This window comes from Salinicola endophyticus (genome assembly GCF_040536835.1).
GTDB lineage: Bacteria > Pseudomonadota > Gammaproteobacteria > Pseudomonadales > Halomonadaceae > Salinicola > Salinicola endophyticus_A.
On the sequence record NZ_CP159578.1, the window covers coordinates 4,221,514 to 4,234,767 of the forward strand.

At 67.1% G+C, this 13,254-nt stretch carries 11 protein-coding genes; 5 read left to right on the forward strand and 6 right to left on the reverse strand.

All coding sequences use genetic code 11. The features are described from left to right. Positions 1–21 precede the first annotated feature (21 nt). The 5 genes from ubiA to ABV408_RS19055 all read left to right on the forward strand — a co-directional run bounded on the left by ubiA (position 22) and on the right by ABV408_RS19055 (position 6,132). Positions 22–939, forward strand: a complete 918-nt coding sequence (gene ubiA, locus ABV408_RS19035) for a 4-hydroxybenzoate octaprenyltransferase (protein WP_353980442.1) — start codon at positions 22–24, stop codon at positions 937–939. Between the two features lie 203 nt (positions 940–1,142). Further along, a complete protein-coding gene (phoB, locus tag ABV408_RS19040) occupies positions 1,143–1,832 on the forward strand; it encodes a phosphate regulon transcriptional regulator PhoB (protein ID WP_353980443.1) in 690 nt (229 codons plus the stop codon). 8 nt (positions 1,833–1,840) lie between these two features. Next, positions 1,841–3,190: a phosphate regulon sensor histidine kinase PhoR gene (phoR, locus tag ABV408_RS19045; protein ID WP_353980444.1), complete on the forward strand. Its 1,350-nt coding sequence runs from the start codon at positions 1,841–1,843 to the stop codon at positions 3,188–3,190. Positions 3,191–3,489: 299 nt separating this feature from the next. After that, positions 3,490–5,139, forward strand: a complete 1,650-nt coding sequence (locus tag ABV408_RS19050; RefSeq protein ID WP_353980445.1) for a methyl-accepting chemotaxis protein — start codon at positions 3,490–3,492, stop codon at positions 5,137–5,139. Between the two features lie 189 nt (positions 5,140–5,328). Then, complete coding sequence (locus tag ABV408_RS19055; protein ID WP_353980446.1) at positions 5,329–6,132, forward strand: M23 family metallopeptidase; 804 nt, start codon at positions 5,329–5,331, stop codon at positions 6,130–6,132. A gap of 52 nt (positions 6,133–6,184) precedes the next feature. Here the strand turns inward: ABV408_RS19055 and ABV408_RS19060 are convergent, their stop codons facing one another. The 6 genes from ABV408_RS19060 to uvrD form a co-directional block, all read right to left on the reverse strand. Beyond that, positions 6,185–7,234, reverse strand: coding sequence for a siderophore-interacting protein (locus tag ABV408_RS19060; RefSeq protein ID WP_353980447.1), 1,050 nt, complete (start codon positions 7,232–7,234; stop codon positions 6,185–6,187). Between the two features lie 194 nt (positions 7,235–7,428). After that, a complete protein-coding gene (locus tag ABV408_RS19065; RefSeq protein ID WP_285951096.1) occupies positions 7,429–8,040 on the reverse strand; it encodes a superoxide dismutase in 612 nt (203 codons plus the stop codon). Positions 8,041–8,337: 297 nt separating this feature from the next. Next, on the reverse strand, positions 8,338–9,228 hold the full coding sequence (locus tag ABV408_RS19070; protein ID WP_353980448.1) for a ZIP family metal transporter: 891 nt from the start codon (positions 9,226–9,228) through the stop codon (positions 8,338–8,340). Positions 9,229–9,235: 7 nt separating this feature from the next. Continuing rightward, positions 9,236–9,964, reverse strand: a complete 729-nt coding sequence (cysZ, locus tag ABV408_RS19075; protein WP_353980449.1) for a sulfate transporter CysZ — start codon at positions 9,962–9,964, stop codon at positions 9,236–9,238. 103 nt (positions 9,965–10,067) lie between these two features. Further along, positions 10,068–10,844: a phosphate signaling complex protein PhoU gene (gene phoU, locus ABV408_RS19080; RefSeq protein WP_353980450.1), complete on the reverse strand. Its 777-nt coding sequence runs from the start codon at positions 10,842–10,844 to the stop codon at positions 10,068–10,070. A gap of 139 nt (positions 10,845–10,983) precedes the next feature. Next, a complete protein-coding gene (uvrD, locus tag ABV408_RS19085; RefSeq protein ID WP_207036687.1) occupies positions 10,984–13,209 on the reverse strand; it encodes a DNA helicase II in 2,226 nt (741 codons plus the stop codon). Positions 13,210–13,254 lie beyond the last annotated feature (45 nt).

Below are 13,254 nucleotides of genomic sequence, written 5' to 3' on the forward strand. Positions count from 1 at the left end.
CTCGCCGTTCTGGAGAATTCGATGTCCGCCGCCGGCCCCGATCCCGTCACCGCCGCCGACCCCACGCCACGCCCCCGCGGCCTGGCGCGAATCCCCGATTTCCTGCGCCTGACCCGGCTCGACAAGCCGATCGGCACCTGGCTGCTGATGTGGCCCACGCTGTGGGCGCTGTGGCTCGCCGCCGACGGCCTGCCGGATCGCGCCAACCTGATCATCTTCGTGCTCGGCGTCTATCTGATGCGCGCCGCCGGCTGCGTGGTCAACGACTACGCCGACCGCAGGATCGATGGCCACGTCAAGCGCACCCGCGAGCGCCCGCTGGCCACCGGGCGTATCCGCGAGCGCGAGGCCAAGATCCTGTTCGCGGTGCTGGTCGCGGCAGCCTTCGTGCTGGTCTGCTTCACCAACCTGCCCACGGTGCTGCTCTCCTTCGTCGGCGTGGCGCTGGCCGCGCTCTACCCCTTCATGAAGCGCTACACCCATCTGCCCCAGGTGGTGCTGGGGCTGGCGTTCTCGTGGAGCATCCCGATGGCGTTCATGGCGGTGAGCCGCAGCGTGCCGCTGGAAGCGTGGCTGCTGCTGCTGGCCAACCTGGCCTGGACCGTGGCCTACGACACCCAGTACGCCATGGTCGATCGCGACGACGACATCAAGATCGGAGTGAAATCCACCGCGCGCCTGTTCGGCCGCGCCGACAAGCTGATCATCGGTCTGCTGCAACTGGCCACGCTGGCGCTGCTGGCCTGGATCGGTGCACGCCTGGCGCTGGGCGGGTTCTTCTGGCTGGGGCTGGCAGCGATGGCGGCAACTTTCATCTATCAGCAGTGGCTGATCCGTGAGCGCGAGCGCGGCCCCTGCTTCCAGGCCTTCCTCAACAACTTCTGGTCGGGGCTGTTGCTGTTCGCCGGCGTGGTGCTGAGCCTGTGGCCGATGATATGAGCCGCTGCCCTCATCGATCGCCCCTTCGTCCCCATCGGCCGCCGGCCGTCGCCAGGGCCGATGGTCTCGATGAGAGATGTGAGGGATGATATCGATGTCACGCATTTGTCATATTTTCACGCTGTAATCGTCACCGTTCTGTCACGGCCGGAAGGTTGTCCGCTGCACGCGCGCCTCCTCCGGCGGCTCACTCGAGGCCTGTCATGAGCTCCAAGACCGTACTCATCGTTGACGACGAGCCCTCCATCCGCGAAATGATCGCCGTGGCACTGGAGATGGCCGACTACCGCGTGCTGGAGGCGGACAACGCTCAGAGCGCCCACGCCATGGCGCTGGACCACAAGCCGGATCTGATCCTGCTCGACTGGATGATGCCGGGCACCAGCGGGATCGAGCTGGCGCGCCGCCTCAAGCGCGAGGAAGCCACCGCCGAGATGCCGATCATCCTGCTCACCGCCAAGGGTGAGGAGGACAACAAGGTCCAGGGGCTCGAGGCGGGCGCCGACGACTACATCACCAAGCCGTTCTCGCCGCGCGAGCTGGTAGCCCGGCTCAAGGCGGTGCTGCGCCGGGCCACGCCACCGGGCATCGAGGAGGCGGTCGAGGTCGAGGGGCTCAAGCTCGACCCCGCCAGCCATCGCGTCACCTCACACGGCAGCGCGCTGGAGATCGGCCCCACCGAGTACCGCCTGCTGCAGTTCTTCATGACCCACCAGGAGCGCGCCTACACGCGTAGCCAGTTGCTCGATCAGGTCTGGGGTGGCAACGTCTACGTCGAGGAGCGCACCGTCGACGTGCATATCCGCCGGCTGCGCAAGTCGCTGGGCGAGACGCACCAGCATCTGATCCAGACGGTGCGCGGCACCGGTTACCGCTTTTCGATCAGGGAGTAAGTCGCAGCGTGCGCTACTGGATCAACGAACTGTGGCGCCTTGGCTACATGCTGTTCGGGCTCGGCGCGATGGGTACGCTGCTGGGCGAGCTGTTCGGCGCGCTGTTCGCTGGCCTCGGCTGGGGGCTGGCCGCGGGGCTCGGGCTCTATGTCTTCCTGCATCTACGCCATGTGCGCCTGCTCTATGTGTGGCTGCTGCGCCATCCGCGTGAGGCGCCGCCGCCCGGCACCGGCGTATGGGGCGATCTGTTCGACCGCCTCTACACTTACCAGAAAGCGCAGAGCCAGATGCAGCGCCGGCTGCGCGATATCCTGCGGCGCATCCAGGACTCCTGCGAGGCGATGCGCGACAGCGTGGTGATGCTGGATCCGCGCGGCGACCTGGAGTGGTGGAACAGCGCCGCCTCCGACATGCTCGGCCTGCAGCCCGACCATGACCGCGGCCAGCCGATCACCAACCTGCTGCGCGATCCGCGCTTCATCGACTACTTCGAGGCCCGCGACTACCGCGAGCCGCTGCTGATCCCCTCACCGATCGACGCCGCGCATACGCTGCAGTTCCATATCACCCTGTTCGGCGATGACGAACGCCTGCTGATGGTGCGCGACGTGACCCGGCTGCACCAGCTGGAGATGATGCGCCGCGACTTCGTCGCCAATGTCTCCCACGAGCTGCGCACCCCGCTGACCGTGCTGGCCGGCTATCTGGAGACCTACTCCGACCACGCCGACCAGCTGCCGACCCGCTGGCAGCGCGGTTTCTCGCAGATGCAGGCGCAGACCACGCGCATGCAGAACCTGGTCGAGGATCTGCTGCTGTTGTCGCGGCTCGAGATCGATAGCCCAGACAACGACCGCGATACCCTCGATATCCGCGCCCTGCTCGACAGTGTGCTCGACGACGCCCGCGGGCTCAGCGCGGGACGCCAGCAGCTCGCGCTGCAGGTCGACGAGCCGCGCCAGCTGCTCGGCAATACCAAGGAGATCCGCAGCGCCGTCTCCAACCTGGTCTTCAACGCCGTGCGCTACACCCCTGATGGTAGCTGTATCACGCTGCGCTGGAAGCCGTGGCACGATGGCGCCGCGATCGAGGTGGAGGACGATGGTGAGGGTTTCGACCCGGTGCACATCCCGCGCCTGACCGAGCGCTTCTACCGTGTCGACAAGGGCCGCAGCGCCGCCACCGGCGGTACCGGCCTCGGGCTGGCCATCGTCAAGCACGTGCTGCTGCGCCACGATGCCCAACTGGAGATCGTCAGCCGACCCGGCATGGGCGCCCGCTTTCGCTGTGTATTCCCTGCCACGCGTCTGGTCGAAGGCGACGAGGGCAATACGCTGGCCACCTCGGCGCTGCCATGAACGCTACGGGCGGCAACCGTGCCGCTCGCTTCTTCCCGCGCAGTTGCCCTGCTCTCGCCGCCCCTGGCGCTCGACCCGCTCGCTCTAGGCCCGCTCTCTCGGCCCGCGATTTATAGGCCCTCGCCCCATCGCCCCCTTGTCTCGTATCGGGCTGCCGCGCACGTCTCCGGCGGCAGCGGCTCGATGCGCAGCGAATCGTTATCTCAATCTTAAGTAGGTGCTGCCGATAAAGGGAGCTGACTAGTAATTCACTCCTCTATATGAGTCGGCAGACACCTCGGATAAGGACGGTTTTCGCGATGACGATGCGGCAAAAACTCTGGATCACGGTGGGATTGATGTGGCTCGGCATGCTGGTGCTGGTGGGCTGGATGGCCCTGGAGAAGCGCGACACCCTGATGGCCGAGCGGGTCAAGGGGCTCAAGAGCTTCGTCGCCAGCGCCCAGACAATGGTACAGCGCTACGCCGATCGCGCCGCCCAGGGTGAGTTCAGCATCGAAGCGGCGCAGGATCTGGCACGGCGCGACCTGTCGGCGCTCGATCTCGACGGCAGCTATGTCTACGCCTTCGATGGCAAGATTCACCTCGTCTATCACCCCAAGCGGGCGATCGGCACCGACATGAGCAACTTCCGTGACGACAACGGCGTCTACTTCTATCGCGAGCTGAAGGCGCTGGCCGACTCGCCCGACGACGGCACCCTGGAGTACACCTCGACCAACGCCGACGGCGACGACGTCTCGCGCATCAATTACGTGCGCCATGTCCCCGCCTGGGACTGGTATCTCGCCGCCAACGTCTATGTCAGCGACATCCAGCATGCGTTCTGGATGGGTGTGCTCAAGATGGGGCTGATCGCCGGCACGATCGGCATCGCGATCACCCTGGTGATGGCGTGGATCATCCGCAGCGTACTGAGCGACCTCGGCGGAGACCCACGTCACGCGCGTAACGCGGTGCAGGGCATCGCCGAGGGCGACCTGACCCGGGCGCTGACGCTCAAGCCCAACGACCGCCATAGCCTGCTGCACGCCATCGAGGGCATGCGCCTGCACCTGGCCGAGGCCCTGGGTGGCGTACGCCAGGCCTCCACCACCATCACCGTGGGTGTGGGGCAGATTCACAGCGGCAATCAGGATCTGGCGGCACGTACCGACCAGCAGGCCGCCTCGATCGGCGAGACCGCCTCGAGCATGGAGCAGTTGACCCAGACCGTACGTCAGAACGCCGAGAACGCGCGCCAGGCCAATGGGCTCGCCGGCCAGGCACGCAGCACCGCCAGCGAGGGCGGGGCGATGATGGATCAGGTCGTCTCCACCATGCAGGGCATCACCGACAGCTCGCGCCAGGTGACCGATATCGTCGGCGTGATCGACTCGATCGCCTTTCAGACCAATATCCTCGCCCTCAACGCCTCGGTGGAAGCGGCCCGTGCCGGCGAGCAAGGGCGTGGCTTCGCCGTGGTCGCCAACGAGGTACGCACCCTGGCCAGCCGCAGCGCAGACGCCTCGCGTCAGATCCGCGAGCTGATCGATGCCTCCAATCGCAAGATCGAAGCGGGGTCGGGGATCGTCGCCGAGGCCGGCGAGACCATCGGCCGGGTGGTCGAGTCGGTCTCGCGCATGACCGATCTGATCGAGGAGATCTCGGTCGCCTCCGCCGAGCAGTCCAACGGTATCGATCAGGTCAACGAAGCCGTGGTGCAGATGGATCAGGTCACCCAGCAGAATGCCTCGCTGGTGCAACAGGCGAGCAGCGCCGCGGCCAGTCTCAATGAACAGGTCCAGCGCCTGGAACAGGCCCTGGCCGGCTTCCAGATCGCCGGGGCCGAGTCGCGCCCGATGCCGGCGGCCACCTCCGCGCCCCAGGTGGCAGCGCCAGCCCCCCGTCTGAGCGCGACCCGCCGGCCGGCCATGGCGAGCACCGAGGACGACTGGGAGTCGTTCTGAGCCTGAGCGACAAGCTCCCACCCCAGCGGGGCCGGCATGCCGGCCCCGCTCTCTCTGACAATGCTTCACTCGACGTCGGCACGTTAAGATAGGCGCCTTTCTCTCTGCCGGAGCGCCGTACCCATGCTGCCGATCACCCGCCTGCGATCTCGCCCCGCTGGACGCCACCCGTATCGCGCTGCGAGCGCCTTGCTCCTGGTCGCGACGCTATGGCTGTGGGCCGCCGCTGGCGTGGCGGCACCGGTCGCGATCACCTTCCCCGCCAGCGTCGAACAGGGCTCGATGGTGATCGGGCGGGTGCCGCCGGGCAGCCAGGTACGGGTGGCGGGGCATACGCTGCGGGTCACTGGCTACGGCACGGTGGTGTTCGGCGTCGGCCGCGACGCCCAGGGCGCGCAGTCGATCGAGATCGTCACCCCGGATGGCCGGCAGCAGCAGGCGTCGGTGACGATCACCCCACGCGACTGGCCGATCGAACGTATCGATGGCGTGCCGCCGAAGACGGTCTCACCGCCGCCCAAGATCGCCGCCCGCATCGCCCGCGAGCAGGCCGCGGTGAGCGCCCAGCGCCGCCGCGACGACGACCGGGTCGGCTTCGCCGAGGCCTTCATCTGGCCGGTGAAGGGGCGCATCAGCGGGCGCTTCGGCAATCAGCGGGTCTACAACGGCACCCCCGGCTCGGCCCACTCGGGTATGGATATCGCCGCCGCCACCGGCACGCCGGTAAAGGCACCGGCCAGCGGCGTGATCACCTTCGCCGACGATCTCTATCTCACCGGCGGCACCGTGCTGCTCGACCACGGCTACGGCATCAGCTCCAACTTCCTGCATCTGTCGCGGATCGATGTCGCGGTGGGCCAGCACGTCACCCAGGGCGAGGTGATCGGCGCGGTGGGTGCCACCGGCCGGGCCACCGGGCCGCACCTGCACTGGGGCATGAACTGGTTCGATACGCGTATCGATCCGCTGCTGGTGCTCGATAGGGCTAAATGAGCCCGCGCTTCGTCTGAACCATCGGCGAGTGCAGACATTTTTCAGACGAAGCTCAGCGTTTCCAGTAACCCGTGACCAGATGCTGCCCCTTGGCCAGGGCGAACTCCTGCTTCAGGCGCTTGCGCAGGCGCTGGCTGACCTCGGCCTCGCCGGCGAACCACACGAAGCGGTCACTGTCCGCCGTCGGCAGCGCCGCGACCACCGCACTGGCGAGCTGTTCGCTGGGCGCGTGGCCCTGGCCGCGATAGCACCAGTGCAGGCGCGCACCGGGGTGAACCGGCAGCGTGAGCCGATCCGCCGGCGACTCGACCTCCAGCCACGCCTCGATGCGCGCCGCGGCCGGCAGCGTCTCGAGCAGGCGTGAGATCGCCGGCAGCGCGGTCTCGTCCCCCGCCAGCAGATAGTGCGCGGCGCTGGCGACACCGCGCCCGTAGGGCCCGGCCATGCCGCAGAGATCACCGGGCCGGGCGCGGCGGGCGAAGTCGCCGCCCGGCCCCGGCGCCGCATGCAGCAGGAAGTCGATCTCGACCTCACCACGCTCGCGATCCAGGCGCCGGATGGTGTAGTAGCGGATCGCCGCGCGCGCGTCTTCCGGCGGCCACAACGTGGCGCCCTCCGCCGTCGGTCGCGGCCACTGCGGCCGCGCCAGCCCCGGCGGCGGAAAGTGCAGCCGCACGTGCCACTCCTCGTCGTGGTCGAAACGCGCCAGGTCCTCACCGGCCAGGGTCAGCCGGCGCATGCTCGGCGACAGCGCCTCGCTCTTGACCACGCGCATCTCGCGAAAGTTGGCGAAGGTCGGCGCAGCGACGACATCGCCATGCCAGTGCAGCGGCACCGCGTTGTCGCCGGCGAACAGCGCCGCATAGTGCTCGATCACGCTGCGCAGCGTCTCCAGGCCGTCGCGGGTGGCGGCACACGCCTCCAGGCGCAGGCCGACCCGAATGGCGGTGAAGCTCGCCTCGCCGCCGGGCAGCTCGACCACGATGCTGGCGCCCTCGCTGCGATAGCCGACATCGTACTCATCCAGAAAGGCTCTCAGGCGCGATTGAAAATTATTTACATCAGTAAGCGTCAGTGTGGCATCGCAGCGAAGTGCAGTCATGATGTCGAACCGTCAGCGGGGTGGCGCGGGAAACGCGAGGGGGCGTTATAAGGCAGGCCGGCGAGCGCCAGCATCGAACGACAGACTAGCAGACATGGCGTCGGGATACAGGCCCCAGACGCAGCATGCCCCCGTCGAGACGGGGGCATGGCAGGATCACGCGACCCGGCTCGGCGCCGGGTGCGATGGACCGATCAGGCGGTCGCTTCGGCGTAGCGGCGGTTGACCTCATCCCAGTTGATGACGTCGAAGAAGGCCGCGATGTAGTCCGGGCGCTTGTTCTGATACTTCAGGTAGTAGGCGTGCTCCCACACGTCCAGACCCAGGATCGGCGTCAGGCCGTCCATCAGCGGGCTGTCCTGGTTGAGGGTGTTGATGACCTTGAGCTTCTTCTCCGGGGTCACCACCAGCCACGCCCAGCCGCTACCGAAACGACCGGTGGCCGCCTTCTTGAACTCCTCTTTGAAGTTCTCGTAGCCGCCGAGCTCGCTGTCGATCGCCTCGGCGACCTTGCCGGTCGGGGCACCGCCGCCATCCTTGGACATGACGGTCCAGAACAGCGAGTGGTTGGCGTGGCCGCCACCGTTGTTGATGACCGCCTGGCGCTTGTCCTGCGGCACCTTGTCGATGTCGGCCATCAGCTTGTCGACCGGCACGTCTTCCAGCCCGGTGCCTTCCAGCGCGGCATTCAGGTTGTTGACGTAGGTCTGATGGTGACGGGAGTGGTGGATCTCCATCGTCATCGCATCGATCTTGGGTTCCAGCGCGTCGTAGGCGTACGGCAGTGACGGTAAGCTATGAGCCATGATCAAACTCCCTTTCTCAAGAGGCCTGTGCCCGACGTGGGCGCCTCGCGGGTGAATAACAATAGTGAGCAGCGCGCGGCGGTGTCAAACCGATCGGCACCGTCTGGCGCCCTGCCTTTTGACGCTAACCTGCTGATCTTCAGTGCCTTTTACAAAGCCGCCCGACGCGGAGCGACTTGGCAAAAATCTCGTCTCACACCACCTACATGGCGTGCCACAGGGGCGCTTTCAACCCCGCGGGCAGGTTTTTTTCCGGGCACGCGCCCGCACCCGCCCCGCAACGCCGCCAGACGCCGCTCACAGCACCTGGGTGAACACGAACATCAGCATGAACCCCAGCAGCACGCCGGCGGTGGCGAAGCTCTCGTGGCCCTTGCGGTGCGACTCGGGAATCACCTCGTGGCTGATCACGAACAGCATGGCACCGGCAGCAAAGGCCAGCCCCACCGGCAGCAGCGCCGAAGCCAGATTGACCGCCAGCGCACCGACGATACCGCCGACCGGCTCCACCAGGCCGCTGATCAATGCCGCCAGCAGCGCCATGCCGCGCGAATAGCCGATGGCGATCAAGCCCAGCGCCACGATCAGCCCCTCGGGCAGGTTCTGGATGCCGATCCCCAGCGTCAGCGCCAGCCCGGCGGAGACGTCGCCGGTGCCGTAACCCACACCCACCGCCACCCCCTCGGGGAAGTTGTGGATGGTGATGGCGAGCACGAACAGCCAGATACGCCGAATCTGCAGCGCATCGGCACCGCTCTGCTTGCCCAGGGCGAAGTGCTCGTGGGGCAGCAGGCGCTCGATCGCCAGGATGGTGACCCCGCCCAGGGTCATGCCGGCGCAGACGATGGCCAGCGCCAGCCACTGGCTGCCGCTCAGCATCAGCGCCTCCTCGAACCCCGGCAGCATCAGCGAGTAGGCGGTGGCCGCCAGCATCACGCCGGCGCCGAAGCCCATCAGCGAATCCTCCAGCCGCTGGCTGATACGCCGCAGCAGCAGAATCGGTAGCGCCCCCACCGGGGTGAACAGCCCCGCGATCAGGCTCGCCAGAATCCCCGCCTGGACGTTGCCCAGCGCGGCGAAGCTCTCGTGCAGGCCGGAGAGAGAGACCGCCGCCAGCAGGATGGCGGCCACCAGCAGCAGCGCTCCGAGGCCGCGTTGCCAGCTCACAACATCACGCAGATCCGACATGGTGAGCTCAGCGCGCCGGCACGGGCAGGGAGCGGTAGTAGCGGTCCCACAGCATCACCCCGCCGGCGACGCCGCCCGGCAGCAGCACCAGATTGAGCAGCGGCACCCAGGTCGCCAGCGACATGCAGCCGCCGTAGGTGAGGGTCGGCCACCAGCGCGCGCGCAGCCGCCGGCGCATGTCGGTGAAGGCGACCTGGTTGTTGTCCATCGGGTAGTCGAGATACTGGATCGCCATCATCCAGGCGGAGAACGCCGCCCACAGGAAGGGGGTGATCAGGTTGAGGCCGGGCACGAAACCGAGCAGAAACAGCAGTGCCATGCGCGGCAGCAGGTAGCCCAACTTGACCAGTTCGCGCCCCAGGGCGTCGACGCCGGTCTTGATCCAGCCGCGCTCGTCGCTGGGCGGGCGCCCGGTCAGGCGGGTCTCCACCTTTTCGGCCAGAAAGCCGTAGAACGGTGCCGCGATGAGGTTGGACACCAGGGTGAAGGTGAAGAACACCATCAGCACCAGCGCAATCACCAGCAGCGGCCAGATCAACCACTCCAGCCACTCGAGCCAGCTGGGCACCTGGCGCATGCCGTAGTCGAGCCAGCCGCCGAAGTTGCCGATCAGATAGTAGATGGCGCCGCCGTAGAGCAGCAGGTTGACCACGATCGGGCCGATGACGAAGCGCCGCAGGCCCGGTTCGAGTACCAGCCGGGTCCCACGGACGATCGCTTGCAGGGAGTAGATCATTCGAATTCCGCCATCCGGACAGTGTGTTGCAAGATCGACAAGCTAACACAGTCCGCGCCCCCGGCAAGCTACCCTGGCGTCACCGCGGGGGCGATCGCCCGACTCAGCCCTGGGTGGGTTTGTCGTCGCGCTTGGCGCTGTTTTTGTCCGCCGGGCCGCTCTGGCCCAGCGAGGCGGCATCGAGCTTGTCGATCGAGGTATGGCGGATATCGCGACCCTTGACCAGGTAGACCACGTGCTCGGCCAGGTTGTCGGCATGGTCGCCGATCCGCTCGAGGGCACGCAGCACCGTCATCACGTTGAGAATGCCGCTGATCGAACGCGGGTCTTCCATCATGAAGGTGGAGAGCGAGCGCATGGCGGAGGTGTATTCGGTATCCACCGAGTCGTCTTCCTGCAGCACGCTCAGCGCCAGATCGGTATCGAAGCGCGCGAAGGAGGTCAGGGCGTCGCGCAGCATGCGGCGCACGTGCTCGCTGATGTGGCGGATCTCGACGCTACCCTGAGGGATGCGCCCGGCATCGATCAGATCGATGGCGTTGCGGGCGATCTTGTTGGCCTCGTCGCCCATGCGCTCGAGGTCGTTGGTGGCGCGGATCACCGCGATCACCAGACGCAGGTCGGAGGCCGCCGGCTGGCGCCGGGCCAGAATGCGCACGCACTCCTCATCGATCTTGAGCTGCAGGTCGTTGACGCTGGTGTCGTTGTCGCGCACGCGGGTGGCCAGCGTGCTGTCCCCTTCGAGCAGCGCCGTGATGGATTCCTGCAGCTGCTTTTCGACCAGGCCACCCATGGCCATCAGCTGGCTCTTGAGCGCTTCGAGATCCTGGTTGAACTGCTGCGAGATGTGCTGGCTGTGGGTATCGCTGGTGATATCCATCGAGGGCTCCGAAAGGACGAGACGTCAGGGCGATGGCCGTACGCGGACGGTGTGGGCGTATTACCACCTATCGCAGCATGGTGCCGCGGTTTTATTGCAAGCTTATGACACCGACCTGGCAATCACAGCGCTCTGGCGGTCACAGCGGCGTCAGCTTGGCAAAGCCCAGCACCAGCCACTTGTCGCCTTCGCCCTCGAAGCTGACATGGACCCGGGCGCGGGCGCCCTCGCCTTCGGCATCCAGAATCACCCCTTCGCCGAACAGCGGGTGGCTGACACGCTGCCCCAGGGCCAGCGAGGGCAGCTCGTCGCCACCCTCGACGCCCTGCTGGCGTGCCACGCCGACGCTCGGCCGCGAGGTCACCGGACGCGACACCTGGCCGCGCAGACGGACCTCCTCGAGCAGCGCCTCGGGGATCTCGCGCAGAAAGCGCGACGGCCGCGCCATCGTCTCGCGGCCGTGCAGGCGGCGAATCTCGGCGTAGGTGAGATAGAGCTTGCGCATCGCCCGGGTCAGGCCGACATAGCAGAGCCGGCGCTCTTCCTCGAGACGCCCCGGCTCCTCCAGCGACATCTTGTGTGGGAACAACCCCTCCTCGATGCCGGCGACGAACACCACCGGGAACTCCAGCCCCTTGGCCGAGTGCAGCGTCATCATCTGCACGCAGTCCTCGAACTCGTCGGCCTCGTGGTCACCGGCGTTGAGCGCCGCCTCGGCCAGGAACGGCTCCAGTGCTGCCGCGCCCTCGCCGGCCTCCTGCAGGTCGATCGGGTTGCCTTCGCTCTGCTGGAAGGCGCGCGCGGCGTTGACCAGCTCCTCCAGGTTCTCGACCCGCGCCTGGCCCTTCTCGCCCTTCTCGTTGCGGTGATGCTCGACCAGCCCGGTGAGCGTGATCACGTGATCGATGATCTCGTGCAGCGCCATCCCCGCGGTGTCGTTGTCGAGCCGTTCGATCAGCTCGGCGAAGGCGTTGACCGCGTTGCCGGCGCGCCCCTTGAGGGTGGCATCGCCCAGGCTGTCGTGGAGCGCCTGCCACAGCGAGACGCCGGTGTCGCGGGCGCGCATGCGCAGGATCTCGACCGTGCGCGTGCCGATGCCCCGCGCCGGCACGTTGATCACCCGCTCCAGCGAGGCATCGTCCTCGCGGTTGAGCAGCAGGCGCAGATAGGCCAGAGCATTCTTGATCTCGAGCCGCTCGTAGAAGCGCTGGCCGCCATAGATGCGATACGGCACGCCGCTGCGGATCAGCGCCTCCTCGATCACCCGCGACTGGGCGTTGGAGCGGTAGAGCACCGCCATCTCGCGCCGGGCGTGGCCGTTGCGGTGCTGCTCGTTGATGGTGTCGACGATGAAGCGCGCCTCGTCGAGATCGTTGAAACCGGCGTAGACCGAGATCTTGTCGCCGGCGTCGCCGTCGGTCCACAGCTCCTTGCCCATACGCCCGGTGTTGTGGCTGATCAGGGCGTTGGCGGCATCCAGAATGGCACTGGTGGAGCGGTAGTTCTGCTCCAGGCGCACCGTGCGCGTGTCACGGAACTCGCTCTCGAAACGACGGATGTTCTCGACCCGCGCGCCGCGCCAGCCGTAGATCGACTGGTCGTCGTCGCCGACCACCGTCATGCAGGCGCTCTCGCCGTCGCCTTCGGTGCCCGCGAGCAGCTTGAGCCAGGCGTACTGCAGGGTGTTGGTGTCCTGGAACTCGTCGACCAGGATGTGCCCGAAGCGCTCGCGGTAGTGCTTGAGCAGCGCCGCGTTGTCGCGCAGAAGCTCCAGGCTGCGCAGCAGCAGCTCGCCGAAATCGACCAGCCCGCCGCGCTCGCAGGTCAACTGATAGCGCTCGTAGAGATCGACCATCTGCGCCATGTAGGCGTCACCGTGGGTGGCGACCTGGGACGGACGCAGGCCCTCTTCCTTGCAGCCACTGATGAAGTACTGCACCTGCTTGGGCGGAAAGCGCTCGTCGTCGACGCCGTGGTCGCGCAGCAGGCGCTTGACCAGCCGCAGCTGATCGTCGCTGTCGATGATCTGGAAGTGCTGCGGCAGGCGCGCATCGTGCCAGTGGGTGCGCAGCAGACGGTGGGCGATGGAGTGGAAGGTGCCCACCCACAGGCTGCGCAGCGAGACGCCCTGCAGCGCCTCCAGACGGGTACGCATCTCGCGCGCCGCCTTGTTGGTGAAGGTCACCGCCAGGATGGCGTAGGGCGAGACGCCCTCGGCCTGCAACAGCCAGGCGATGCGATGCACCAGCACCCGGGTCTTGCCCGACCCGGCGCCGGCCAGCACCAGCATATTGCCCGGCGCGGCGGCCACGGCGTCGCGCTGGTTGGCGTTGAGGGAGTCGATGAGTGCCGAGACGTCGTCCATGGAGAGCTGCGAGACCTGCGGTTGGAGAAGCGGCCGGCGCGGCCA